Source organism: Thermogutta terrifontis, assembly GCF_002277955.1.
GTDB lineage: Bacteria > Planctomycetota > Planctomycetia > Pirellulales > Thermoguttaceae > Thermogutta > Thermogutta terrifontis.
Genome location: NZ_CP018477.1, coordinates 2,075,489 through 2,101,774 on the forward strand (window position 1 = coordinate 2,075,489; position 26,286 = coordinate 2,101,774).

At 56.2% G+C, this 26,286-nt stretch carries 19 protein-coding genes; 10 read left to right on the top strand and 9 right to left on the bottom strand.

What is annotated here, in order from left to right; translation table 11 throughout:
* Positions 1-61 precede the first annotated feature (61 nt).
* From THTE_RS07760 to acpS, 3 genes are all read left to right on the top strand, one after another.
* On the top strand, positions 62-1,000 hold the full coding sequence (locus THTE_RS07760) for a dihydroorotate dehydrogenase (protein ID WP_237260232.1): 939 nt from the start codon (positions 62-64) through the stop codon (positions 998-1,000).
* Between the two features lie 182 nt (positions 1,001-1,182).
* Positions 1,183-2,154, top strand: a complete 972-nt coding sequence (trpS, locus tag THTE_RS07765; RefSeq protein WP_095414895.1) for a tryptophan--tRNA ligase — start codon at positions 1,183-1,185, stop codon at positions 2,152-2,154.
* Between the two features lie 268 nt (positions 2,155-2,422).
* Positions 2,423-2,833, top strand: a complete 411-nt coding sequence (gene acpS, locus THTE_RS07770) for a holo-ACP synthase (protein WP_095414896.1) — start codon at positions 2,423-2,425, stop codon at positions 2,831-2,833.
* A 51-nt stretch (positions 2,834-2,884) separates the two neighbouring features.
* Here the strand turns inward: acpS and THTE_RS07775 are convergent, their stop codons facing one another.
* The gene (locus tag THTE_RS07775; protein ID WP_157731916.1) at positions 2,885-4,027 is read right to left on the bottom strand and encodes an LptF/LptG family permease; all 1,143 of its coding nucleotides are present in this window, start codon (positions 4,025-4,027) and stop codon (positions 2,885-2,887) included.
* Between the two features lie 453 nt (positions 4,028-4,480).
* On the opposite strand from THTE_RS07775, the gene THTE_RS07780 reads away from it, so the two are divergent.
* Both THTE_RS07780 and THTE_RS07785 read left to right on the top strand, forming a co-directional pair.
* The gene (locus tag THTE_RS07780) at positions 4,481-4,999 is read left to right on the top strand and encodes a UvrB/UvrC motif-containing protein (protein ID WP_095414898.1); all 519 of its coding nucleotides are present in this window, start codon (positions 4,481-4,483) and stop codon (positions 4,997-4,999) included.
* 185 nt (positions 5,000-5,184) lie between these two features.
* Positions 5,185-6,255, top strand: coding sequence for a protein arginine kinase (locus THTE_RS07785; protein WP_095414899.1), 1,071 nt, complete (start codon positions 5,185-5,187; stop codon positions 6,253-6,255).
* A gap of 89 nt (positions 6,256-6,344) precedes the next feature.
* Here the strand turns inward: THTE_RS07785 and THTE_RS07790 are convergent, their stop codons facing one another.
* From THTE_RS07790 to THTE_RS07810, 5 genes are all read right to left on the bottom strand, one after another.
* Positions 6,345-7,889, bottom strand: coding sequence for a sulfatase family protein (locus THTE_RS07790; RefSeq protein ID WP_095414900.1), 1,545 nt, complete (start codon positions 7,887-7,889; stop codon positions 6,345-6,347).
* Positions 7,890-7,967: 78 nt separating this feature from the next.
* On the bottom strand, positions 7,968-10,352 hold the full coding sequence (locus THTE_RS07795; protein WP_095414901.1) for a PPC domain-containing protein: 2,385 nt from the start codon (positions 10,350-10,352) through the stop codon (positions 7,968-7,970).
* Positions 10,353-10,462: 110 nt separating this feature from the next.
* The gene (locus THTE_RS07800; protein ID WP_095414902.1) at positions 10,463-11,857 is read right to left on the bottom strand and encodes a DUF1501 domain-containing protein; all 1,395 of its coding nucleotides are present in this window, start codon (positions 11,855-11,857) and stop codon (positions 10,463-10,465) included.
* Between the two features lie 19 nt (positions 11,858-11,876).
* Positions 11,877-13,469, bottom strand: a complete 1,593-nt coding sequence (locus THTE_RS07805; RefSeq protein ID WP_095414903.1) for a DUF1549 and DUF1553 domain-containing protein — start codon at positions 13,467-13,469, stop codon at positions 11,877-11,879.
* Between the two features lie 333 nt (positions 13,470-13,802).
* Positions 13,803-15,425, bottom strand: coding sequence for a glycine--tRNA ligase (locus THTE_RS07810; protein ID WP_095416820.1), 1,623 nt, complete (start codon positions 15,423-15,425; stop codon positions 13,803-13,805).
* Between the two features lie 540 nt (positions 15,426-15,965).
* Between THTE_RS07810 and THTE_RS07815 the strand changes: the two genes are divergently transcribed.
* Genes THTE_RS07815 through THTE_RS07830 form a run of 4 tightly spaced genes read left to right on the top strand, consistent with a single transcriptional unit; the run spans position 15,966 to position 20,170 of the window.
* Positions 15,966-16,619, top strand: coding sequence for a DUF5752 family protein (locus THTE_RS07815; RefSeq protein WP_095414904.1), 654 nt, complete (start codon positions 15,966-15,968; stop codon positions 16,617-16,619).
* A complete protein-coding gene (locus THTE_RS07820; protein ID WP_095414905.1) occupies positions 16,616-17,869 on the top strand; it encodes a glycosyltransferase in 1,254 nt (417 codons plus the stop codon). Before THTE_RS07815 ends, THTE_RS07820 begins: the two co-directional genes overlap by 4 nt.
* Positions 17,857-18,663 carry a trehalose-phosphatase gene (gene otsB, locus THTE_RS07825; RefSeq protein WP_095414906.1) on the top strand — a complete coding sequence of 269 codons (807 nt, stop codon included), beginning with the start codon at positions 17,857-17,859 and terminating at the stop codon, positions 18,661-18,663. The genes THTE_RS07820 and otsB overlap by 13 nt, the downstream gene beginning before the upstream one ends.
* Positions 18,650-20,170: an alpha,alpha-trehalose-phosphate synthase (UDP-forming) gene (locus THTE_RS07830; RefSeq protein WP_095414907.1), complete on the top strand. Its 1,521-nt coding sequence runs from the start codon at positions 18,650-18,652 to the stop codon at positions 20,168-20,170. Before otsB ends, THTE_RS07830 begins: the two co-directional genes overlap by 14 nt.
* A gap of 200 nt (positions 20,171-20,370) precedes the next feature.
* Here THTE_RS07830 and THTE_RS07835 read toward each other — a convergent pair whose 3' ends face one another.
* Positions 20,371-21,549: a hypothetical protein gene (locus THTE_RS07835; RefSeq protein ID WP_095416821.1), complete on the bottom strand. Its 1,179-nt coding sequence runs from the start codon at positions 21,547-21,549 to the stop codon at positions 20,371-20,373.
* A gap of 260 nt (positions 21,550-21,809) precedes the next feature.
* Between THTE_RS07835 and THTE_RS07840 the strand changes: the two genes are divergently transcribed.
* On the top strand, positions 21,810-23,858 hold the full coding sequence (locus THTE_RS07840) for a sulfatase-like hydrolase/transferase (RefSeq protein ID WP_157731918.1): 2,049 nt from the start codon (positions 21,810-21,812) through the stop codon (positions 23,856-23,858).
* 23 nt (positions 23,859-23,881) lie between these two features.
* Here THTE_RS07840 and THTE_RS07845 read toward each other — a convergent pair whose 3' ends face one another.
* Both THTE_RS07845 and THTE_RS07850 read right to left on the bottom strand, forming a co-directional pair.
* Positions 23,882-25,132: a DegT/DnrJ/EryC1/StrS family aminotransferase gene (locus THTE_RS07845; RefSeq protein WP_095414908.1), complete on the bottom strand. Its 1,251-nt coding sequence runs from the start codon at positions 25,130-25,132 to the stop codon at positions 23,882-23,884.
* A gap of 48 nt (positions 25,133-25,180) precedes the next feature.
* A complete protein-coding gene (locus tag THTE_RS07850) occupies positions 25,181-26,275 on the bottom strand; it encodes a GNAT family N-acetyltransferase (protein ID WP_095414909.1) in 1,095 nt (364 codons plus the stop codon).
* Positions 26,276-26,286 lie beyond the last annotated feature (11 nt).

Consider the following 26,286-nt stretch of genomic DNA (forward strand, 5'->3'; position numbering starts at 1 on the left):
GGCAAGCCGTCGGACTCCGTGTTTTTCTCGCATATTTTCGCCTGGGTTGAGTGTGACATTGATGGAACCGGACCTCAGTATCGAGATAGGTGGCTTGAGGCTGAAGAATCCTGTGATGCTGGCCTCGGGCACCTTCGGGAACGCCGTTGATTGTTACGCGTTCGCTGACCTGAACCGATTAGGCGCTATCATCCCGAAGACGGTGACTCTGTCCCCAAGAATAGGGAACATTCCACCCCGGACCGTGGAGACGGCGGCTGGGCTTTTGAACTCCATTGGTCTCGACAACGAGGGACTCGAGGGGTTTCGCACCCGTCTGTGGGGCAGATTATCCTCCCTTAAATGTCCGGTGATCGTGAGCATCGCGGGAAAAGCCGACGGAGAATTCGTGGAGCTTGCCCAGGCTATTGGTGAATTGGAAGGGGTTAAGGCGATTGAGCTGAACCTCTCCTGCCCCAATGTGGCGGGAGGAATTGATTTTGCGACCGATCCGGCCCGCTGTGCCGCGGTGGTGGCGGCCGTCCGACGAGTTTACGACGGGCCAATCCTTGCCAAACTGACCCCCAATGTGACTGATGTGGCGGCGGTAGCCAGAGCGGCTGAAAGCGCGGGAGCCTCGGCCATCACGGCGGTCAACACGCTGCTGGGAATGTCGGTGGACTGGCGTCGCCGAAGGTCGAGGCTGGGGCAAGTGTTTGGCGGTCTCAGTGGGCCGGCGATCAAACCGGTGGCCTTGCGGATTGTCTACCAGGTCGCCCAGGCGGTGAGCATCCCCGTGGTGGCGGCGGGGGGAATCACGACAGTGGACGATGCGATGGAGTTTTTCGTGGTCGGTGCCAGCGCGATTCAGGTGGGAACGGCTTCGTTTTATCGTCCAACCGCGGCTTGGGAAATTCTCGACGGTCTCCCTGGGGCGCTCATGGAACTGGGGGCACGTTCGTTGCGGGAGGTCGTGGGCAGCTTTGGTAGCCCGAGGATCTCCTGTGAAATTCAGTGTTAGCGACTGTTTCTGTGCTGAGATTGTTCAGGGCTTTTCCTGAGGTGGGCTCCGGGCTTTTTATTGAAACTGCTGACAGGGAAAATGATGAAGAGGGGGAGTGTTTTTAAGGTCGCTCGGGAAACACAGGCAGTTTCATCACTGCGAATGGATTGATACACACGGAGAAAGATGGGTCGAGAGATATGATCGTCGTTTCTGGCATTCAACCCACTGGCCGATTTCATTGGGGGAATTATTTTGGTGCCATCAAGCAATATGTTGAGCTGCAGGACCAGGCAGATGCCTCGTACTATTTCATTGCCAATCTCCATGCGCTGACGACCGTGCGCGATCCTGAGGTTCTGCGACGGAACACCATTGATGCCGCGATCGACCTTCTGGCTTTGGGGATCAATCCAGATCGGGCCACGCTCTTCGTCCAGTCCGACGTGCCGGAAGTGACCCAGCTCTGCTGGCTACTGATGACCTGCACCCCGATGGGACTTCTGGAGCGGTGTCACGCGTACAAGGACAAAAAAGCCAAGGGGCTACCGGCCGATGCCGGTCTGTTTACCTACCCGGTGTTGATGGCTGCCGACATCCTCGCCTACGATGCGGACACCGTTCCGGTCGGCGAGGACCAGATTCAGCACATTGAGGTGTGTCGGGACATTGCGGGAAGCTTCAATCATCTTTATGGCGAAGTCTTCGTGATGCCTCGCGCCAAAATCATGGAAAAGGCGGCCCGCGTGCCGGGGACGGACGGCGAAAAAATGTCCAAAAGCTACAACAACACGATCGGTATTTTTGATGATCCCAAGGTGGTGCGCAAAACCATCATGCGAATCGTCACGGATTCGCGTCCCATCCACGAACCGAAAGATCCGGAGACAGATCACCTCTTCCAGTTGTATTCCCTATTTGTGGGAGAAAAAGAGCGAGAAGCGATGGCGGCGCGCTATCGCGCAGGCGGATTCGGTTACGGAGAGGTCAAGCAGGCCCTGGCCGATGCCGCCGAGAAATACTTTGCAGAGGCTCGCGAGTACCGCAAAGAATTGGAAGCGAAGCCGCAGTTTGTTCGAGAAGTCCTGGGAGATGGGGCGGCGATGGCGCGCAAAAAGGCGGCGGAGGTTCTGGCGCGTGCGCAGGCAGCTTGTGGGATCAAGTATGCATGATATTGTGTGACCGGAGGATGCACAGGCTTTTGCACCAGCCGCGGTGAGTCCCCAAAGGGGCGCAATTGCGGCAGGACCGATTTTTTTCGATTTTTTGAGTTTTGGTTTCGATGAATGGCCGGTGACGACTTGGCTCATTCTGAGGAAACAGGATACCGCTAAGATTTATCGGCATTGATTGACTTGCATCGTCAGGACACCAGCAAGACTTGCAGCTGCTCAGAGTAGCGGCCATTTCTGGCCGTATGGAGTTCGATAATCGCCGACGATGAGGGTACTCGGGGTTGGCACAGACATCACCGAATGCCTCCGGATTGCCCGCATGATTGAAAGGCATGGGGAGGTGTTTTTGCAGCGGGTGTACACACCGGCGGAGATCGCCTATTGTCAGAGTCGCCGGCAGTCTGTGCAGCATTTCACGGGAAGGTGGGCAGCCAAAGAGGCCGTTTTGAAGGCGCTGGGAACTGGTTGGGTGAAAGGGATCAGTTGGCTGGATGTTGAGATTCTCAATCGGCCCGGTGGGCGGCCGGAGGTGATACTCCGGGACGGTGCCAAGGAGGTAGCAGACAAACTGGGTGTGAAGGAGGTTTGGATTTCGATTTCGCACTGCCGGAGCCATGCCACGGCATTTGCAATTGCCATGGGACCGGATTCAAAAAACGACATGAATGAGCCGTGAAGGAACGTTGAGGGTTACCAGCGGTTTAATAGGGCACCAGGGGAGACCTCGTCAGGTTTCACAGTAGAGGTACAAGAGCACACTTCCGGGAATGGCTATTCCGAGATTGGCAAGCCAGAACCCGGGAGGCGGAATGGCTCCGGAAGATGTCAGGCCATTGGCGAGCATGAGCAACGGGTAGTAAACGATCACAATGGGCAAGAACGACAAAAAGAATATCGCGAGGAAATTTTCACTGCGGCAGTACATAGCAAGGGGGCAACCGAGGAGCACGAAACACAGGCTGCTGAATCCGTTGGCCCACCGACGGTAGGGCTCTGTCTTGAGCTTGCGGCATTGGATTTTCAGTTGTTCCAGTTGATACTGCCAGGTCCTTTTCTGCTCGTCCGTGGCTTCGGCATGGCGGATGAGCATCTCAAGCTGGTGGGCGTCCTTTTCCAGTGTTTTCACTGCCTCCGGGATCTGCCACGTGGCAAGCCAGTCCCGATGGAGTGGTTCGATCGGTTTATCGAAGGGAATGAGCTGGGAATAAATATCAGACGCCCGCACCACCGCGGAATTTTCAATCCTGGCCTCCGGTTTGCGACACGTGATGATAAGGCCGCCCGCCTGGCGGTCCGTTGTCAGTTCGGCTTCCTCAGCGGAGAGCACGATGGCCGGCATATCAGGCTGGGTCTGGATCGTGATGAGAGGATTGATCAAGGTTTTCCCCTGCACATCCTTCACGACGATGGAGAACTTCGGAGATGTGTAACTCCGTCGCGTCCGCAGCATGCTGTAGGCAATCTGTTCAACCGACTCCACGACCACCCGGCGGGCTCCGGGCCGCCCCCACGTGGCCGCAACATCGTACATCCAAACGGTAAACAAACTGACAAAAAACGCGAACACAATGGTAGGCCGAACGGCGTGGATCGGAGACAGCCCCAGGGCACGGAGAGCGACGATCTCGTTGGCTCCCGACATGCGGCCCAGAACCTGACTGACAGAGAGGAGCACGGCAATCGGGATGGTGATTCCGAGAATTTCGGGCATCAGATAGGGCAACATGCGAACAATTAAGATAGGGGGCAGGCCACGGCTGATGCCCTCCCGAGCGCCAATCCCCAGCGCAAGCAGCAGCGTTAGGACCGTCAGGGCGGCCCCGAAGATTTTGAGTAGCTCGGTGGTAACATAGCGAGTAAAAACAGCCATGATGCGCGCAACAATATCAGGCCACTTTCTGGAATGTTGTTCTTTATCAAAAAGTGACGGTTTTGCCAAGGCGGCTTGGAATTGTCCCGTGGGTTCCGGGTTCCCCTCCTGGGAATGCTACGCAGATTCTGCGAGCGCGGCCCTGGTGAAGGTCGGCCCGCCTCGCGGCCAGAAACGATATCCGAGTGGGTTGACGTGGACTGGGGGTGAGGAAAGAGAAATGCCGTGCGGCAAAATGGGGACAGCAAGGGGATAAATCAAGCAATGTTGACACGGTGGCCAAGGGTGTTAGAATCCAGTTGAATCGCTCGGGCTGAGTATAACTTGCCTATCCTCGTGTGAGAGAGGCGGGCTGAAGACCCGCGATGAAGAGTTCGACGTGCGAGGTACCCGGGATGCGAAACAGACATCGCGGGTGTCCCGTTCTGTAATCTTCCAAAGAGGATTGTCTGTATGAAGTGCCAACGCTGCGATCGACCGGCGACCTACCATATCACGGAGTTGACGGGGCCAACCCCGGTAGAGGTGCACTTGTGCGAGCAGCACGCGCACGAATATTTGTCGGGGGGAAGCAAGGCCACTGTCGAAATGACCCAAGTGGCGGAGCAGGTGGCTCAGCACTATGCCAAACATATGGCGGTGGGACAGGCGGCCGAGGAGATGAAGCGGGCCGATCAACAAACCTGTCCCTGCTGCGGGATCAGTTTCTACAAGTTCCGGAGTCAGGGACGGCTGGGCTGTCCGTACGATTACAAGGCCTTCCGCGAACAGCTAGAGTTCCTTCTGGCTAATATTCATGGGGAGACGCGGCATAAAGGGAAGCGCTCATCCAAACCTCCCGAGCTTGCCGCGCGGCGCACGGAACTGATTCGCCTGCGGCGCGAGATGCGTGAGGCTGTGGAAGCCGAAGAATACGAGCGAGCATCTCAGATCCGCGACGAAATCCGTCGCATTGAGTCGGAGGCTGTTTAGAATCTCGAAAACATGTGTGGTGCTCAGCCGTTGGCTGAAGGAGGCGTTGACCGTAGGCCTACCGCAGTACCCGAGTTTGGCCGCTTTCAGTGTGAACCACAAGCGTGGGGGCGACGAGCACGGAAGGAAGCGGGGAGATTGGCTTGCTGGTGCGAAAAGTTAGTTTTGTGAAAGAATAGCAATCTATGATCTCAACACTCGATGACCTGATGCATGGTTGTGGAGAATGGCTCCGCGGTGAGGGGCCGGAAAACGATATTGTCATCTCTACGCGAATTCGACTGGCAAGAAACCTCGCAGATTTTCCATTTACGAGCATCGCCACTGAAGCGGATCGGCGTCAGATCCTGGATCGCGTGAAGGAAGTTGTCAACAACAGCCCTTTTCGCGAGCAAGTATTTTACGTGGACGTGGACGCACTGTCGGATTTGGATCGCCATTTTTTGGTGGAGCGACAGTTGATCAGCCGGGAACTGGCCGAGGGACAGGGACCGCGTGGAGTTTTTATCGATCGGGCAGAGCGCTTCAGCATCATGATCAACGAGGAGGATCATCTGCGGATCCAGGCTGTGCAAAGCGGTTTTCAACTTCAGGCCACTTGGGAGTTGATCAAGCAATGGGATGATTATCTCGACCAGCATCTCGTGTTTGCGTTCGACGAAGAATGGGGCTTCCTGACGGCATGTCCTACCAATGTGGGGACGGGCATGCGGGTCAGCGTGATGCTGCACCTTCCCGCCTCCGTGATCACCCGCCAGATGGACCAGACCCTGCGCAGCCTCGAGAAGTTAGAGTTGGTCGTGCGGGGACTCTATGGAGAAGGCTCCCAGGCGATGGGAGATTTTTACCAGGTCAGCAACCAAGTCACGCTGGGAAGGAGTGAGGAAGAACTCATCAATAAGATGGCCCAGGTCGTACCGGCCGTGGTTGCCGCAGAAAGAAAAGCCCGGGAGTTCCTCCTTGCCGAAGGGCACGAAAATCTCCATGACCGTGTGAGTCGTGCCTATGGAATTCTCAAGACTGCCCAAACAATTTCCGCCGAGGAAACGCTTCACCTGCTGTCGAGCGTCCGCATGGGAATCCATCTGGGACTCATTCAGGAGATTCCAATCCAACTTCTCAATGAACTTTTCCTGTTCACCCAACCAGCTCACTTACAGAAACTGGCGGGTAGCGAGCTCGACAGCGCCGACAGGAATATCGAACGGGCGCGATTTCTACGACGCAAGTTAGGCGAACTTTCGAAGAAAGTCTAAGCACGCCCGTCACGCCCTCCGGCGGGTTAGAATGCTCGCGTCATGGTGGTAAACGCTGCCGCTCAATGCGGGCGCTTGTAACGTCACCGCTATCGAGAGTGACCACTCTCGCGGATGTTTTCCAGGAGTTTGCTCAAGCGAGCTACGATGTTCGGATAGTGGTGGAAAAGGTTATTCTTTTCCCCGATATCTTCGCGGAGGTTGTACAGTTGGGCGGGGGGAGCACTCTCGGGCACCTTGTTTTCCGGCAATGACCAGCCTCCCGAACCTCGACAAAGGAGGAGCTTCCAATCACCCTCGCGTATCGCAAAGTGGCCATCAACGGAGTGCATGACCACGGGCGGGCGTTCCCAGGATGCCTCAGGATTTGTTAACAGATTGAGGAAGCTCACGCTATCTTCGCCGGCATTCTCCGGCAGGGATGTGCCCATTAACTCCGCGAAGGTGGCCAGGCAATCCGTCAAACAGATCGTTCTGGAACACTGACTTCCCGGTGGGACATGCCCTGGCCAGCGGACGATGAACGGCACGCGGTGCCCCCCTTCCCAGATGTCCGACTTTTGGCCCCGGAAGTGATAGTTCGTGGCATGATTGAATTTCTGGAAAAAGGGGCGGATCGTCATCGTGGACCCGTTGTCACTTGTTACGATGACGAGGGTATTCTGGCGCATCCCAAGATCATCGAGGGCATCGAGAACCTTGCCAACGCAGTCATCCACCTGCACGACGAAGTCCCCGTATTCCCCTGCCCTGCTCTTCCCATGATATTGGGAAAGCGGGAGGACGGGTGTGTGAGGTGCTGTGAGGGCGAAATACAGGAAAACTGGCTGGTCGGGAGACTCGCGGCGGCAACTCCGCAGCCAAGCTATGGCCTTTTCAGTCAGCGTTGGGAGCACCTCCTCGTGGGCGAAATCTTGGGCCTTTTTCCCGGGTCGCCAGTTGAAGGGAAAGTCCCTTCCCTTGGTGTCTTCGGTGGGCGGCTGGGTCACGTGATCATTCTCGATGTAGCAGTAGGGTGCCATATCCAGAGAGGCGGCGATGCCAAAAAAGTAGTCGAATCCCACTGTAAGAGGCCCTTCGGTGAGAGGTTTCGAATAGTCAACGCCGGGGTCATTCGTTGTGCCGTCAGAGTCCGTGACGGGTTGGCCGGTCGGAGATTGCCATCCCAGACCAAGATGCCATTTTCCGACGCACGCCGTTCGGTAACCGTGGGATCGAAGCAACGAAGCCAGAGTCATTCGGTTCGGTTCGATGAGGGGGCGGTCAAACCCAAGCAAGACCCCACGCTGAAGGCGGGTTCTCCAGGCATATCTCCCGGTGAGTAATCCATAACGTGTGGGAGTGCACACGGAGGATGGCGTATGGGCGTCGGTAAAGATCATGCCCTCCCGGGCTAATTGATCAATCCGGGGCGTGGCAATTTTTGATTCCGGGTTGAGACAGGAGAGGTCCCCATAGCCGAGGTCGTCCGCCAGGATCAGCACGATGTGAGGCGGGTTGGCCTTCCGTGATTCTTCGGCGTGGGTTTGTCCGCCCTGCGGCATCCAACCCCAGCAAAGTGCGAGTGCCAAACCCAAAGCGAGGTGCTTTCTTTTGTTGCAGCACCGAATCGTCGCCGATAATCCACGCATCATCGCCCTCGTGTTTCTGTAGCGCAGAATAATGGATTTCGAAAATGCTCGACTGCTGCCGGAGAAAGGACGCGTCCTATCCTACTCCGATACCACTTCGAATGGAAGAGCTGGCAAGCATCCGGCGAAGAATCGCTGAGTGCGTAGAGCAGTCGAACCAGCGGTGCGAGGCCTGTTTTCCACGAACATTCCCAATATCAAATTGCCCCGCGTGCCCGGTTTGATTTTCTCCTTGTCGGCTTGAAAAACGAGCACGTATCCCGATTGTCTGCGATCGACCTTCGCCAAAGTGATTCCCTCGGGAGCAGAAGTTAGCTGAAGTGTCGTATTTTCCGGGAACCAGGCACTGCCAAGGGGAAGTCGGAACTCCGCTTCCCCGCCTGCTGGTATTCGCACTGCTTCGCTGGCCCCGAAGGTCCACGGCACAGGATAGCGTGCACGGCCGCTCAGATTGAGGGCAAATCTCTCGGCAGGAACCAGGTGATGGTAATAAAAGGCCTGCATCATATCGTCGGCCGGCACGGCTTTTCGCACAATTTCCTGTCCGTTAGCCGTGGCTTTACCCGCCAGCTCGATTTCCACCAATCCCGAATCCGCGTTCCGTGGCACGGTTAACGTGACGACAACGTGGTCGGTGCCCGGTGGGATCCATCCTCCACTGAGACGAGTCCCTTCCGGACCTTTTGTGATCAAAAGCTCAATGCCCTGATCAAACCCGTCACGACGCACGGCATACACGTCCACCGGTACCACCGTTCCCGGAGAGGTATTGATAACTGAGGGAACCACACGGAGTTCAAAATCCGGCCGTGGTAGGCTGAGCCGAAGGCGATAGACGAACGCCTCACCGCCCTGATGCTGCATATCGGTGACCTCGACAAAGTAAGCACCATCACGGGGAAGTGTCACTTCCAAATAAGAGTCGGCGTGGTGTGTCAGGAGACCCACGCTCTTGTCTTCAAAATCATCGTTGACACCTACCACGTTGCCCTGCTCATCGAGGATGCGAAGAAGAGAATCAACTGGCGAAAAGACGCGGCGTCCAATCACCTCCGCGACCAATTTTTGGCCCTTGGTGCCGGTGAATCGGAATACATCCTGGTCACCGGGCCGATCTATCCGCGCATTAATCACCGTGCCGATAGAGATCTTTTCCGCAGATTCGGGAGTGTCATTGGGTTCATGCTCCATTGCTTCTGGCCACTCGGAGAGTGCGAATTGAACCGGGTGAGCCCAACGGGCCCAGGCGGGAAGCTCAAGTGACCGGATGCCCGGTTGGCCTTTAAGTCCCCGCAAGAAAATCTGTTTCTCGGGCAGGTTCCAGCCCATGAGCTGGAGCGTGGCATTCTCTCCGACTCGCCCACCAACGGGGAAGACGCCGGTTACGTAGGGAACTTCTCCTACCACGATGCGATAGACAAAGTCGTCCCGCCCTCGGTAGACGGCGTCCTTTATCTCGATGACATAATCGCCGTCAGACGGCACATCAAACGCCAGCACGGGATCGGGATGGAACCAGAAGTCGTCGACATAGGCCATTTCGCGTCCTGAAGAATCCAGAATTCGTAACGTAGCCTGAAACCACCCGGGAACCGCGTCTGCAAGGTAGGGAATCAGTTCCCGGGCGAGAACTGCCACCACCAGATGTTGCCCCTTTTTGGCATGGATGCGAAAGTAGTCCACATCTCCCGGTTGAATTTGACCATTAAGCACCACGGGGAATTCTTCATTAACGACGGTGGGCGATTCCTTGTCGTTTGGTTCACTTTCCAGAATTTCCTTCCACGAAGTGACGTGGAACCGCACGGGATCTGAAATGCCGTTCACCGTTTTTAAGCGGAGCATGTACCAACCGGGCTGGACGTTCGGGGACAGCGATACCTGCACTGTTGCGCGTTCCGCAATCTGCGGGTTGAACTGCCGCTTGGGGTCGGTCCGATACTTTCGGAATTCCTCCAGGGCCTTCAACATTTCCTCTGTGATGCCTTCTTCTGCCGCGAACTTGACGAGAAGCTGGCGATAAGCCACCACGTTGAAACCGGCACGCCGCTGTCGCAACTCGCGCCGAACCTTGTCCTGAATCTCCCGCAATTTTTGAGCGAGATCGTTGGCCTGTTTGTTTGTGAGCGGTTTGGTCAGTCTCACGAACGTCCCTTTGGGAAGTTCTGTGCCTGAGATTTCCGGCGACAGCGGTGCGATCAACACATCCGTCACGCCATCTAAATACTGGCCGCCTACAACGATTTGCACGCTGGTCCCCAATTGCGCGCCTGCGGGATAGGCATACCCAATGTGCGGCTCTCGTCGCGTTCTCATCTGCTGCGCCCAAGCCGTCGTGGACCAGAACAGACCCGCGATTACTGTAAGGACGCCGGTGATTCTATACGCTGTGGACACGGATTCTCGGCGGAATAACCGAAACAACCCGCGCGGTGTCGGTTTGAAATAAGCCTTCACGCACTTCATAAGGCTGACTCCCGCTGAGGGAAATAAAACATGCAAGCCTCAATCCGAACGCTGATCTTCTTGATCAGCGCCGTTGCTTAACGCCCCGAATGGAGGACCCAGACCTGGGGTTACATAATTTCTCTCAACAGGCCGCCTGATGTGGCCCCGTTTTCCGGCTCGGGGATCAGTCGGACCATGTATCCCTGCGGATGGCGGATGGTGGTCCCAGGATCAATTCCCAAAAGCTCATACATGCTGGCGATCAGGTCGGTTGGATGCACAGGTCGGTCTTTGACTTCGGAGCCCGTCCTGTCTGTTGCCCCCACCACATGGCCACCCTTGAACCCACCGCCCGCCACAAGAGCAGAGAACGCCGGGCCATAGTGGTGCCGACCGCCGTTCCACGGAGCTTCCCATGCGATCTTTGGAGTCCGGCCGAACTCTCCGCAGCACCAGACGATCGTCGAGTCAAGCAGGCCGCGATCGGCCAGGTCCTGAATCAGGGAGGCCAGTCCGCGATCGAATTCGGGCAGCTTACGCCGCATGACCACGAAGTTCTCTTTATGGGTGTCCCAGCCTTTGTAGTTGATTGTGATGTAACGGACACCGCGTTCCACCATCCGCCGAGCCACCAAACAGGATTGACCGAAGGTGGTCGTCCCATATTTCTCCCGCACTTCCTGCGGTTCCTCGCTCGGATCAAAGGCCTTACCGCTGGTGCCCAGAATCAGGTCGTAGGCCTGTTCCTCGGCCTGTTTGATTTCTTGAATTTGGGGATCATCCCCCATAACCTGGCGCAGAAGATCCAAGTTTTGCAAGAGTTCCCGGCGACTTTTTTGCCGGGCCACAGTCACTCCGGGTGTTACAATCCCTTCCACGGTGAACGGGGTTCGGGCTGGATCGCCGCCCGTGGCGAACGGTTTAAAGCGTGGGCCCAAAAATCCCGCCTCAGAGAACCGCCCTTGCGGTTCGGTCAGCACGATATACGGAGGAATCAAACCCTCGTATTCTGGTGGTTGTCCCTTGAAGTAGGCCACTACTGCCCCCACGGCGGGATAGACGATCCGGTCTCCCGGCATGCGTCCTGTTTGCACCAGGTAGGAAGCCGTTTCATGGGCGTTGACGCCGTGCGTCATGCTGCGGATGAGACTGTACTTATCCGCGATTTTTGCCAGTTCCGTGAGCAGTTCGTTGATCCGAATGCCACTGACGTTCGTTGCGATGGGGCTTGTGAATGGTCCGCAGTAATCGCTGCCCGCCTCGGGTTTTGGGTCGAACGTGTCCAAGTGTGGCGGACCGCCCCACATCCAAATTTGGATCACGGCTTTTGCCTTTGCAGGTTTGGTGGCCGGAAGAGTCGGATCAAAGGCCCAAGCATGACGGGGGAGAACTCCCGAGCGGCCGAGGTAGAGGGCCAGCGCGCCGAAGATTCCCCGCTTGAGCGCAGCACGCCGACTCAATCGGGTCGAAAGTTGAGGCCCTTCCGCATTGAGAACCACATGGGTATTGGCGACATCGCTCATGAGCGAACCTCCCTCCATTTCAGTGGCGGTAGAGAAACTCCGTACTATTCATCAAGGCCCAAATAAGATCGACGACCATTTCCCGTGAAAGCCGCGAAGACTTTGCGGTGGTTTGTTTAAGAATTTGCCACTCTTTCTCGGTCGGATACCGAGAGAGAATCGTGAGGTAGAGTCGGGTAACCGTTTGCCGAGGATTTGCGTAAGAGGTACGGGCCCACTCCAACCCCGGCCCCTCCTCGATCTTTCGCAATATATGGCTGGAGTTGAGAAGATGGAGCCGCTGCGATGCCGTCATGCGGTTCGTTCGTTCGGACACGAGTCCCACATCGCGCGGTGGTCGTCCAAAAAGCTCCAGGAAAGCACTTGTAATGCTGGCATCCCCCAGACGGATTGCTCGTTCTCCCTGGGGAATGATGGTGTAAGGCTCGGGCACCATACTCCAGTACTCTTCGCTGGTCCCCGTAATTTGGCAAATAGCGTCGATGAGCACCTCGGCGTCAAGACGGCGCATCGGATAGTAGGCAAAGTAAATGCTTGCTTGAGGGTTCTGGCTTCTGGAGATACACGACAATTGATACGTGGCGGAATTGCAGATAAGACGATAGATGTGTTTGAGGTCCCAGCCGGAACGAACCAGCTCCGACTCCAGATAAGAAAGAACCTCGGGAGCCACGGCAGGATTGTCGTCTCGGATATCATCCGGCTCGTGGATGATCCCCCGGCCGAACAGCCAGTACCAAATTCGATTAACCGCGTTCTTAGCGAACCACGGATTCTTTGGCGAGATCAACCAGTCCGCGAACACCTGGCGGGGATCACGATCGGCCGGCAATTGAATTTTGACCCCGTCAGGAAACATCGCTTCCCTGGGCGGAGCCTGCTGTGTTGCGGCGCTGCCAGCGTAAGGATCCCAGCTCACGATCTCCTCTTTCCATTCCATTGTCGGCTTAAAACTGATCTGCGAGAAAAAGGCCGCCATGCCTTCAAGTTTTTCCCGCGGCCATTGATCTGTCCGAACGCCCATGAAAGTGAGTGCAACAACCTGGGCAATGCCTTTGGGACTTCGATCTTGCGTGGCGCGATAAAAATTCACAGGCCCCACCCGAAAGTTGCTGCCGCTCGACGTGAGAAGTTCCCGCACAAACTGGTCGTAAGGCTTATTTCTCGCCAGAGAAGAATACAGCCACCTGTTATACGCTTGCACGGCGTTAGGCCACAGGTTAATGGGGAATTCTGCCTTGATTCGGAGAACGTCTCCCCATCGCATGGTCCAGTAATCGGCGTACTCCGGCCGATTGAGCAACTCGTCAATCAGCCGTTCCCTCTTTCGCGGATCGCGATCTTCGAGAAACTTCCTCGCCTCGCTTTCCGTGGGCAATGTGCCAATCAGATCGAGATAAACCCGTCTGAGAAAGACTGCGTCCGAACAGATGAGTGCGGGAGTGATGCCCTGCTCCTTCCACCTCGCCGCCAAGAGTTCGTCAATCCGATTGCGGACGCTGAACTCCTGGTTGCTGTCGAACGGCTCAACCGGTTCGGGAGGAATGGCGGCAAACGTCGCCGTAACTGTCAAGGCAGCCAAGAGGAAACCGATCGGGACGGGGTTCCGCATGAGATACCTTTTTCAAAAGCCAGCAAGACGGAAAACAAATCCACCTGTCATTTCCCTCCAGAGAGTAATAGCGCGAGACGGCACGAGTGCACGAAAGCCGAGAGTCTCAAAAAACGAGACGCTCAAGGGAGGCCCTTGAAAAGACCGCCGAGCCTACAGTGACCGAAAATGCAACTCCAAAAGGTGACCAATCGCAGAGAACCAGCAGCCCGGGGGCCACGGCTTATCGCAAAGAATGGTCATTAACCGCGGGCGTCCAACCGGCAGGTACCGGTTCCGTTCCAAGTTCAGAAATCACCATTTCCCACTCGGAGGGATCCCTTGGCAATAGCGTCATTCAGGAACCACATACGTACCCCGAATGAGCCCGCGAATGACCTCCACGCAGTCATCTGCCTTAATTCTCCACTGCCGGAGGGAATCGCGATCCCTCACAGTTACGGTATCGTCCTGGAGAGTTTGGCTGTCCACAGTGATGCAGTAGGGCGTGCCGATCTCGTCCTGGCGCCGATAGCGTCTCCCCACAGCCCCTTTTTCGTCATAAAAGCAGTTAAAATGCGGTTTCAGATCCGCGTAAATTCGCTGGGCAATTTCCGGCATGCCGTCTTTCTTTACGAGAGGAAATACTGCAACCTTGATGGGAGCCAACCTGGGGTGGAGTCGCAACACCACCCGTTTTGTGGGGACTCCCTTTTCATCGGGTACCATGTCCTCGGCATATGCCTCGCACAGAAACGCCAAGGCTGCCCGGTCTGCCCCAGCCGAGGGTTCGATCACGTGCGGAATAAACCTTTCCCGAGTTTCCTCATCAAAATAAGTAAGGTCTTTCCCGCTGCCCCGGTATTTTGGCTGACCATCTGGTCCTAGTTCGACCACCAGCTCATTTCCTTTTCGGATGAGTTTTCCTTCCATGTGACTCCGCAAATCAAAGTCACCGCGGTGGGCGATTCCCTCCAATTCTCCGAAATCCCCCGGAGCAAGGAACGGAAAAGCATATTCCACATCCGCTGTGCCGCAGGAGTAATGACTCAGCTCGTCTGGTGAGTGATCCCGCAGACGCAACCGCTCGCTGGCAAGGCCCAAACTGATGTACCAGTTGAATCGGCGCTGCCGCCAGTACTCGTACCAGGCCCGAGATGTTTCGGGCCGGCAGAAAAACTCGATTTCCATCTGTTCGAATTCTCGCGAGCGGAACGTGAAATACCGCGGCGTGATTTCGTTTCGGAAACTCTTGCCCACTTGGGCGATTCCAAAGGGAATCTTTACCCGGGTGCTGTCAAGTACGTTTTTGAAATTCACAAAAATGCCTTGAGCTGTCTCGGGCCGAAGAAAAGCCACGTTTTCCTCCCCGCTTAAGGCGCCGACATAGGTTTTAAACATCAGGTTAAACTCCCGGGGAGGCGTGAGTGTGCCCAGGGTTTTGGCATCCGGGGCGAGCACCTGCGAAAAGTCTTCTACTGTGGTAAGCGACACCAGCGGCGAATGCCACACCAGACGATCGGCTTCCTTGCTCCGAAGATTGAAAAAACGCAGGGCTTTGTGCTCCACGTCGGCCAGGGCCTCGTCGCCCACGGCTTCGGTAGTCACAAAAATTCGCTGGCCGTTGTATTCTACCCATCTTCCCTGAACCTGATCATAGCGATACCGTTTTTTTGTCTCCCGGCAGTCAACCATGTAATCGTGAAAGAGGTCGTAATGCCCGGAGCATTTCCACACCTGGGGATGCATGATAATGGTCGAGTCGATGCCCACCATTTGAAACGCGGACGGCGCACCCGGCGGCACGACAAGTTCGTTGTGAGAGGTCACGTTGTCGTACCACCACGCTTCGCGAATATTGCGTTTGAGCTCCACCCCCAGCGGACCGTAGTCCCAGAAACCGTTAATCCCGCCATAGATTTCACTCGATTGGAAAAGAAACCCCCTCCGTTTGCACAGTGCAACAAGCGCATCCATGTTCATGTCCGTGTTTCCTCCAAATGGTTGCGATGGGCACTCTTTCTCAGTGCGGACGCCCTTCGGAGTGGCGGTTTGCCGAAGCGATCGGGTTTGTGAATGGCCGCGTAAACGCTCTAATTTACCTCGAGGCGGAGCGGACGTCTATTCACCACATAGCGAATGGAGATCGCGGGGGTGAGATCGCGGCGAAGGTCTCGGTAGGCTTGACTCGGCCAATCTTGGGGCCCAAAATAAAGTCACCGCAACAGTCTGGCAAAAAAGTGTTATCGTTTTCACCTCATGCCGCAATTATTAGACCTCTTAATGTCTATTCAGATCACTCACCCAAAGCGGTAGGTGGTCGGTGGAGAGCCTCGCACGTATATTCACCGTACCAGGCGACCTCCGGAGCGGCGCCGGTGGCCGGTTGCACTCTGAACGCTTGAATGATTCACGCGGCAACCAATACGCATCGTTTGGACAGTCATCCCCTAGAAAATCGATCCTCGAGTGCTGTGCCACCGGCAGCGAGCACAACTGGAAAAGGAGATACCCAGAATGACTTTCATTGTCAAAGACTGCGCACTGATTCCTCTTTCAACAGGGCTCAGGGCAAGCAATCTCAGTGAGTTCAAAGCGGCGCTGGCCATGGCGCCGACCGAGTGCATCTACCATCATTTCTGGGGTGCCCTGCTTCAGCCCCGGTTTGACGACCCGGAGTTCAAAAACGACTTCGCGGTTTGGGTGTATCGGGAAATCCGAGACGAAGTTTTGGCAGAATTGCTGGCGATCATTGATCCGGCGGATTATAGCGACCTGGAGGTCCTTCGCGGCGAAATCATTGAGCTGATCGAACAGAGAATCGAACAGAAGGAGTGGCTGGCGTGGATCCCCGCGACCCGGCCGTTTTATTTCCTTCGAGCCCAAATTGTGGTGTTCGATACGGGGCGCCGGGCGGAGACCGTCGAGGACCTGGCGGCTTTGCTGCCGGAGCTTTCGCCGGGCTCGGTGTTCTACCATGTCATCGACGCCAGACGACGATCTCCAGTGTGCTGCGACGACTTCTCGGCCTGGCTGGAGGGGTTAGGGGAGGGTTATGAGCCTTTACGGCATGCTCTGTCTGAAATTGATCCGTATTTCGGCAGTCTGACCGATCTACGCTCACAGTTGATCAACGCATTCCACTCTTTCTTGCATGCGGAGAAGGTATGACGGAACTACTTGAACGCTATGCAGAGGTTGCTGGTCCCGACGCGGTGGCCCAGTTACGACAGTTGGCTGAGCCACTCAAGGGGATGAAAGTCGTCCACGTCAACTCGACAAGAGTGGGTGGAGGGGTCGCTGAGATTCTCAATCAGTTGGTTCCTCTCCTCCGCGAACTTGGCGTCAATGCGGAATGGCATGTAATCGAGGGGAACGCGGCGTTTTTCACCTGTACGAAGAAATTTCATAACTGTCTTCAGGGCGCTGTGGATCGACCCAGCGAACAGGATCTGGCGATTTACGAGCAGGTCAACGCGGAGAATGCCGAGCGGTTGGCTCCCGTGCTCAAGGAAGCGGATGTCGTTTTCATCCATGATCCGCAGCCGGCAGCACTCATTCGGCACTTTCCTGAACGGAAAGGGAAATGGATTTGGCGGTGTCACATCGATGCCAGTCATCCGGACCGAAGCGTGTGGCGGTACCTGCGTCAATTTCTGAAAGACTACGATGCCAGCATCTTTTCCCTTCCGGACTTTGCACGGGCGCTTCCTCACCCTCAATACCTGATTGCGCCAGCGATCGACCCGTTCAGTGGAAAAAACTGTGATCTCTCGGAAGACTTCATTGACGCGGTAGCCAGCGATTTCAACCTGGACAGGGGGCGTCCCTTGCTTGTTCAGGTGTCGCGATTTGATCGCTTCAAGGATCCGCTTGGGGTTATCCGCGCGTACCAGATCACCAAGCGATTTTTCCCGTCTGTTCAGCTCGTGCTGGCGGGCGGTGGAGCTACCGACGATCCCGAGGGCGGCATGGTCCTTGCCGAAGTTCGCGCGGCAGCCGCGGGCGATCCCAACATCCACGTTTTGGAACTTCCTAGTGATGCCCACCGCATTATTAACGCCTTTCAGCGTCTGGCCACGATTGTCCTTCAGAAGTCCACCCGGGAGGGATTTGGATTGACGGTGACCGAAGCTCTCTGGAAAGGCAAACCGGTGATTGGGGGGAATGCAGGGGGAATCCGACTCCAGGTGATCAACCACCACACCGGTTTCCTGGTGAGTTCTCCGGAGGGGGCCGCCATGCGAATTCGCTACCTCCTGGAACGCCCTGATCAGGCCCAGCGTATGGGCGAGAAAGGGCGGAAGTACGTGCGAGAAAATTTCCTCATGACTCGGCTGGCGCGCGACCATCTGACCTTGATGGTGGCCCTGCTCCGCCGGGAAATCGAAAGGATTGACACGACCCAATGGAGATCCTGAAAAACCCTCACAAATTGCCAGCGATCCTTGATTTGCTGGCACAAGGGGCTCAGGGGGTTCTCCTTTGCGATTACGACGGGACGTTGGCACCTTTTTGTGAGGACCCACGAAAGGCCGTTCCCTATTCCTGGGTTCCTGCCCTTTTGGGGGAGATTCAGCGAGAAGGAACCCGAGTGATTGTAGTGACGGGACGGCTCGCTGAGGATCTCACGGTTCTTCTTCCCCTCTCAGGAGTTGAAATCTGGGGCAGTCATGGCCGCGAGCGGCTTTTTCCGGATGGCCGACGGTGGGTGTGGGAACCGGATCCACACGCCGAGCAACTCCTCGACACTATTAAAACGGAGCTTTCTCGAGAATGGCCGGATGTGCGGATGGAACGGAAAGTGGGATGCCTCGCAATCCACTTCCGCGGCCTGCCCGACCAGGACGTGCAACGGCTGCAGCAGTCAATCGCGGACTTTCTCCATCGGCAGGATTCCAGCGGCCTTTTGGAGAGGAGAGCTTTCCATCTTGGAGTGGAACTCCAGATATCGGGACCTACAAAAGGGGACGCCGTGCGGGGAATTCTTCAGGAACTGGGGGATCGGAGAACGGCGGTGGCTTTTCTGGGAGACGATCGGACGGACGAGGATGCCTTTCGTGCTCTGGGAGAAGCGGGGCTGAGCGTGCTTGTCAGTCCGACACCACGAGAGACGTACGCAGACGTTCGTCTGGAAAATGAAGGGGAAGTTCACGACTTCCTTCGTCGCTGGCTGAACGCTGCGAGGAAAGGAGGAGATCATGACCGGCAATAAAAAAGGTCAACGGTTGCTCATCGTTTCCAACCGTTTGCCTCTCAAACTCACCCGAGAACGGAGCGGGACCTGGCGGCTCGACCGCGGCAGCGGCGGTCTGGTGACGGCCCTGGCCCCGGTGTTGCGGAACCGAGGGGGAGTGTGGATTGGCTGGCCGGGCATTCCCCAGGAAAAAGCGCCCCCGAATCTCGGTGAGCTCCTCGATCGCGCAGGCCGCGACCTCGGCTACCGCATTGCACCAGTTGGATTGTCCCGCCGGGAACAGCGACTTTTCTATGAAGGATTCTCCAACGAAGTGATTTGGCCATTATTCCATGAATTGCCGACGTTAGCCAACTTCGATCCAACTTATTGGCTTGCTTACCACCAGGTGAACCGCAAGTACGCCGAGGCTATCGCCGCAGAATCACAACCCGATTATTTCGTCTGGGTCCACGATTATCAGCTCATGCTGGTGGCCCAGGAGTTGCGTGCTCTGGGCGTGAACAGCTATGTGGCTTTTTTTCTTCACATTCCCTTTCCGCCGCTCGACGTCTTTCTCAAAATTCCCTGGCGGTTGGAGATTCTCAATGCCCTTCTCCAGTTTGATCTCCTGGGCGTGCAGACAGCGCGAGATAGGCGAAACCTGCTGGATTGCTTCCGTGCGCTGATGCCGGACGTGAAATGGCACGGACGTGGTCGCGTGGTCGTGGGACAGGTCAACGACCGATTCGTGCGGATTGGAGATTTCCCCATTTCCATTGATTATCGGTCTTTTGTTCGCCGGGCAGGCTCTAAAGAAGTCCTGGCAGTCAGAGATGGGATCCGCAAAACATTGGCCAACTGTAAAATCCTGCTGGGAGTGGATCGGCTCGACTACACGAAGGGGATTCCTCACCGGCTGCAGGCATTCCGTGAGGCATTAAGGGAGTATCCCGATCTGGTAGGCAAGACCACGCTGATCCAGGTTGTGGTGCCCAGCAGAACGGGCGTTCCGCAGTACCGCCGGTTGCGTGCAGAAATCGAACGGCTTGTGGGGACCATCAATGGTGAGTTTACCAAACCGGGCTGGGTCCCCATTCATTATATCTTCCGTTCTCTCGCTCCTGACGAGCTTCTGGGGTATTACCGCGCGGCTGATGTGGCGCTCATCACGCCGCTCAAAGATGGTATGAACCTGATCGCCAAAGAATACTGCGTGACGAACGTGGATAATGACGGAGTGCTGATTCTGAGTGAATTTGCCGGAGCAGCTTCTCAACTTCAACATGGGGCCATCCTTGTGAACCCGTTCCATGTCCAGCAGGTTGCCTCCGCGATTCATCAAGCATGTACGATGCCGATCACAGAGCGCAAGCGGCGAATGAAAAAACTGCGGCAGTCTATTCGGAAGCAGGATATTTTCTGGTGGGTGGACTCTTTTCTGCGGAGTGCAATCGCCAAAGACCTCAGCGAGTTTCCCCAGTTGGACGAGTACATGCCCCTCACAACCCGGCCGGAACCTATTGCCAGTATCCCTGGGGCATAGTCAGGCTTTCCACGGTCCGGAAACGGCCAGGCCGTTACCAACGGGGGGCAATCCCGGGAATTGCCGCTCTTTCTGCGGAGTAGTGGTTCGTTTATCTCTGCGAAAAGCTTTCCAGCGCTGCTTTTGACAGTCGCGATAGGATAAGGAAGGTGCCATCTACCGCACCGGCCGTAATGCGGGGCTAGCAGGAGCGGCCAGCATCACTTTGCTTTAAGGCATTCTTCTGGCGTGATAACCCCGTCTCCATTTCGATCGTACTTTTGGAATTCGCGAAGCTTATCGGGTGTCCATTTATCTGCAAACTCGGCCATTAGCACTTGGCCATCCTTATCCTTATCGCGGTCTTTGAACCAGGATGGAAGATCTGGAGGCAGCCGCTCCCAGGGCAGTCTTTGAATGAATCGTTTGCCCGTGCGGCTTGACACCTGCGTGGCGGTGGGCTGTCCGCTCTGCGACGAACCAGCACCCGATTCGCCGGCGAGATGTCGGCCAATTTCTTCGAGAGTGAGTTCACCATTCCCGTCCTGGTCTGCCTTCGCCCAATCGCTCCCCCGCATTTTCGACCACTCATCTTTTTCCAACTTGCCGTTACGGTTTTCGTCGTATTGACGCATGAGACTTTCCGCGTATCGACGAATTCTTTCATCGAGCGGAGGTGGCGGGGGAAGGCCCAGCCCGCTTTCACTTCCACTTTGACCCTGTGGTGCCGCGGCCACCGTCCCACCTGTGTTCTGGACGGTTCCTGAAGTCGTCGTTGCCCCGCTGGGAAGTCCAAATCCCGGGACGGTTGGAGTGGTAGAAGTGGTACTTGCACCGGGTGGCCCGAATCCCGGCACCGGCACATTGGGACCAATTCGCAGAACGGCCACCTGCTGCGACTGAGCTTGATTAGTCGGCGTTGATCCGCTGCTCGGAGTAGGTGTGCTCTGCTGTGACTGGCCGCCTTCGTACCGTTGCTTGTAGTAGTCGATGACCTTTTGGCGGACTTCGTCGATGCGGAAACCTCGGGAGACGTCTACTCCGAACCGCTCGCTCAGCCGGGAAGTGAGGAAACTGCCCATCCGGGATTGGTTAAGTTCTTCCGGAGACACGGTTCCGTCCTGATTGGTGTCCAACTGGCGAATCATGTTTTCGTAGAACGACACCCGGCGATCGATTTCAGGGTTGCCGGTGATCGACTGCGGCTGAGGGCTCGGCATACCCGGTGGGCCGCCCGGCCCCCCGAACATACCAGGAGGCCCCCCACCAAACATGCCCGGAGGTCCACCTCCCATCATCCAGGGGGGTTGGGCGTGAACCAGTAGTCCCCCTTGTAGGGCGAGTAGCAGACCAGCCAACACCACGTTGATCCGAAAAATCGCTATGACGCCTCGAAGCATTTTTGTGTTCCTAAGCTACGCAATTTATCTAAAAATCGCAAATTGACATGCTGCGTGCTTCTCATCCTTTGTTTTGGTTCGCCCCTAGTGTCAAACGGCTTGGCGGCCGAAAAGTTTCGTTTTTGGATTTCCCCTCTCCATTGTAATTAATGTCCAATTCCAGTGCCCTTCAGCCCATTGACGCAATAACTATGTGGCAGGAAACTTGAGCGCGGACCGAAGATTCGTCGAATGCACCCGCAACTGGGGAGGGCCATCCGATGAAGAGATTCCTTTTGTATGTTCTGCTGTGTGTGCTTGGAGGCGGATTACAAGGTAGATGGGGCGGCGTAGCTATGGCGGCGGATCGCCCCAATTTTTTGATCCTCATCACCGACGACCAACGGTACGACGCCCTCGGCGTGGTTCAGAGGGAACTTGGTGAGCGCGGCCGTTTTCCCTGGTTTGAAACTCCCCATATGGATCGCCTGGCGGCCGAGGGGGTGCGATTCCGTAATGCGTTTGTCGTGAATTCGCTGTGTGCGCCCAGTCGCGCTGTGATGTTGACCGGTCGTTATAACCATCTGAACGGCGTCGCTTCCAATTTTCGCCCCTTTCCAGTGGATAATGTGACCTATGCCACACTTCTCCAGCGCGCCGGCTACGTGACAGGTTATTTTGGTAAATGGCACATGGACAGTCAGCGGGAGCGACCGGGATTCGACTTTTTTGCCAGTTTAGTTGGCCAGGGGCAATACTTCGATTGCCCACTCCTGGTTCAGGGTGTGGAAACTGCCACCACGGGCTGGGTGGATGATGTCACCACCGACCACCTCATTCAGTTCATTCGCGAGAATTCTCGGAAAGAACGTCCATGGCTGGCCGTCCTGGGGTTTAAGAGTCCTCATGGTCCTTTCACACCACCGGAGCGGGCAAAAGAACGCTTTGCTGGATGTCTGGCCAAACGCACGCCAAACTTCGATGTTCGGCCGCCCTACCTGGGTGCCGGCCGCAACCCGACAAAACCGGTGGCCGATGAGGTTGCGCCGGGTGAGGTACCAGTGAATCTGGATTATTTCCGCTGCATCAGCGCCGTTGATGATTGCGTGGGACGAATTCTGGAGGCACTCGATCAGTGTGGAGTCGCAGACAACACGTTGGTTATCTTTCAAAGTGACAACGGATTCTACCTGGGCGAACACGGTCTGGGGGACAAGCGCAGCGCTTACGAGGAGAGTCTGCGGATTCCTCTTCTGGCCCGCTATCCGAGAGCCATTCCGAAGGGGTTAGTCCGCAACGAAATGGTGCTCAACCTCGATCTGGCTCCGACGATTCTCGACTTCGCCGGTGTTCCAATTCCCCGGGAGATGCAGGGGCAAAGCTGGCGGCCTCTGGCTGAAGGAAAACAAATCCCTTGGCGGAAAGCCTGGTTGTATGAATATTTTGCGGAAAAGCAGCGAAACAGCCGGGTTCCAGACATCGTGGCTGTGCGCACGGAGTCCGCCAAGCTGATCACGTATCCTGGACACGAGGATTGGACCGAGTTGTTTGATCTGAAGACAGATCCTTACGAAACAAAGAACCTCTATAACGAGCCGTCGGCTGCAAAACTTCGGGCCGAATTGGAAGCTGAATTGACTCGCTTGCGGCAGGAGCTGGGATACCGCGTGCCCGAGTATGTGGACCGGCCCGACTGGTGGGGAGGAACGCCGCCCGACCCCAACGCACCACCGGAAATCTGCCTCGACTATCGTTTTGATGCCGCCTCTTCGGTAGATAGGATTCTTGATCAATCCCCGCACGGCAATCACGGCGTTAACCATGGTACGACCGTACGGTCTGTGCCAGGAAACGGGGCCGTCCGTGTCTTCGCCGGGAATTCCCATATCGAGGTCCCCAAATCATCGAGTCTCAATCCCGCAGGAATGTCCTGGACCGTGGAAGTGACTTTTCATCCCGAAAAGCCTGATGGGGTACTCGTGGCACGCGGAGGACAGTCGCACGGATACGCCCTCTGGCTTCGTCAGGGACACCCGGTGTGGACTGTTGTCATCGAGAACAAACCGTTTTCCGTTGAGGCAAATGAATCCGTGGAAGGGTGGGTGACATTACGGGGCGTCATCACACCGCAGCACACCGCCGAGCTTTACATGAACGGCAAACTGGTTGCACGGCGTCCCCTGCCGGATTTCATCGTTACGGATCCCAATGACTCGATGCAGATCGGGGCTGACACAGGAAGCCCGATTGTCCCTCCGGGTACGCCGAAATTTCAGGGGGAAATCAGGCGAGTAACGATTTGGAGGGGTGCTCAGCGCCCGTCGCCCTGAATGGTGCGTTGCGCTGAAAAGACTTACCATTCCGTCGCGACACGGAGAACCTTCTCCACGGCCATAGCTGTCTCCAGCATTTCCCGTGCACCGAGGGTGGGATGCACGAGAAACATGAGACTTGTTTCGCCAAGCTGTTGCGCCACCCGGCATGGGCGGGCAGGAATCAGACCGCGTTGCTGGAAGAGGCGTTCCCGGTAAATCTCGGGACAGGCACCCGAGCCACACGGAATCCCCTCTGCATTAATGGCCGCGATGATCCTGTCACGGTTCCAATCCGGTCTCAGATATTCCTCGCGAAGAAATGCATAGAACTTGTAATAGCTGTGCTCGATGGAAGTAGGAGGTTGCGGAATGCGCAGGGACGGAATGGCAAGCAGATATTGCCGCAGAAGTTGCGCGTTGGTCTGCCTCGTCCGGACCCACTCATCGAGCTTCCCTAACGCGATCCGCCCGATCGCTCCCTGCACCTCCGTCATTCGCCAGTTCGTTCCAAGGTTGTCATGCAACCAGCGGAAAGTGCCGTCAGCGGGCTGGTGTGCCCTGTCGAAATCTTTTCCGTGGTCTTTGAGGCTCCACACCTTGCGCCAAAGAGCGGGGTCGTTCGTGGTGACCATCCCCCCTTCCCCGCCTGTGGTGATAATCTTGTCCTGACAAAAGGAAAAGGCCGCGATATGACCCAGGGATCCGACTGACCGGCCCTTGTAACCAGCGCCGTGCGCCTGGGCACAGTCTTCTACCACAAAGAGGCCTTTGCGCTCGGCAAGATCCATGATGGGATCCATGTCGCACGGCCAGCCGGCCAGATGGACACAAATAACCGCACGAGTCCTTGGAGTCAGGACCGCTTCGATGCTTTCCCGGGTGATGTTCTGGCTGTCCGGATCGACATCGGCGAAAACAGGTCTTGCCCCCACGCGAAGAACACAAGCGGCGGAGGCAACGAAGCTCCGGCAGGTCACCACAACATCATCGCCGGGACCAATGCCGAGAGCTTCGAGAGCCGCCTCAAGGGCCACCGTCCCGTTGGCAACCGCCACGGCATAACGGCAACCCACGGCCTGAGCAAATTCCTCTTCAAACCGGCGAACCTGTTGACCGGTCCAGTAGTTGACTCTGCCACTCCGCAGTACGTCAACCACCGCTGCAATCTCGTCCTCTTCAAAAACCGGCCAAGGTGGAAAGCGGGTTTCGCGAATTGGGGCTCCGCCGAAGATCGCTAATTGATCGGATCCGCTTGTATGAAAACACTCGATTAAACTTATTTCGCTCATACGCCAATAAATCTACATTACTTTAGCGATTTAAAAACTGTTATTTTACTAAGCGGCCTTCTTCACGCTTGGAGAGCGATACGCGGGAAACCAACCATTGGCCGTAGACAGAGCCGCGTCGTTTCCAAAACGGCGTCGCACAAGCTCGTTGTAAACCTCTGGTTCTACGATGTAGTTAACCACCGAGTAGTCGCAGCGCAGGTGGGAAAATCCTGCTTTGAATTGAAAGAGCGAGTCTTGCCGCGCCCCGAGTCCGCCTCCCAGATGCAGCCACCGAAAACCATTGGCCGTTCCCCAGCGTCGGACGGTATCGATGATCATTTTGGTTGCCATGGCTCTTTCCCGGCCGAGTGTGGGATCTGCCCCGCTGAGGTGATATTGAAGCACGCTGCCGCAGTGAAAGAACAAAGAGCCGGCGATTGATCTGCCTTCATGTACTGCAAAAAAGAGCTTGATTCTTCCATTGAGGTGCCGACGGAGATCATCATAATATGACCTTGGAAAGAAGTAATAAGGCTCGGCGTTGACTGCCTGCATCGTTAATTCGTAAAGTTTCTGAAATTCATGCATTCGGTTCAGGTGTTGATCCTCGACGATTGTTATGCCTCGTTTCGTGCCTTTCTTTATGTCGCTGCGATGGTCATGCCGAATCATCTGGAGCTGCTCGGCTTCGGTTAGGTGGAGGTCGAGCACAACCGTTTGCCCGAGAGGTTTCACAGTGGCGATTCCCTGCCACATCCATTCCGTTGGGTGCAGTGGGTGTTGGCGGACGAAGAGGGCGACGGTTCGCAAACTTTTCAGCGCATGCTGCAACGCCTTTTGCCAGTTATTGCGAAAGGCTTCCGCTCCCGGCGCCTCGGGGCGACAGTTCGTCAGAAGCCCGGGATAACCATAGGCCGAACTGGCGTCGTACCAGTGATCGGCGTTTAGCTCCGGTATACTGCCGAGGCCACGAATCAGGATGGGAAGTGCCGCGATGTAGGGATCTTCCTCATATACCAACAAAAGCGCGGTTCCCTCGTCCACCGTTCGAACGGCCAGATAATACTCGGGTAGATGATAGACGTCGAACCAGCCGCAGCGAGTCAAGACATCACACCAGATTTGCCGTTGATAGGGCTGAAGGATTTGCATTTGTGCCATAGGAGCCAATA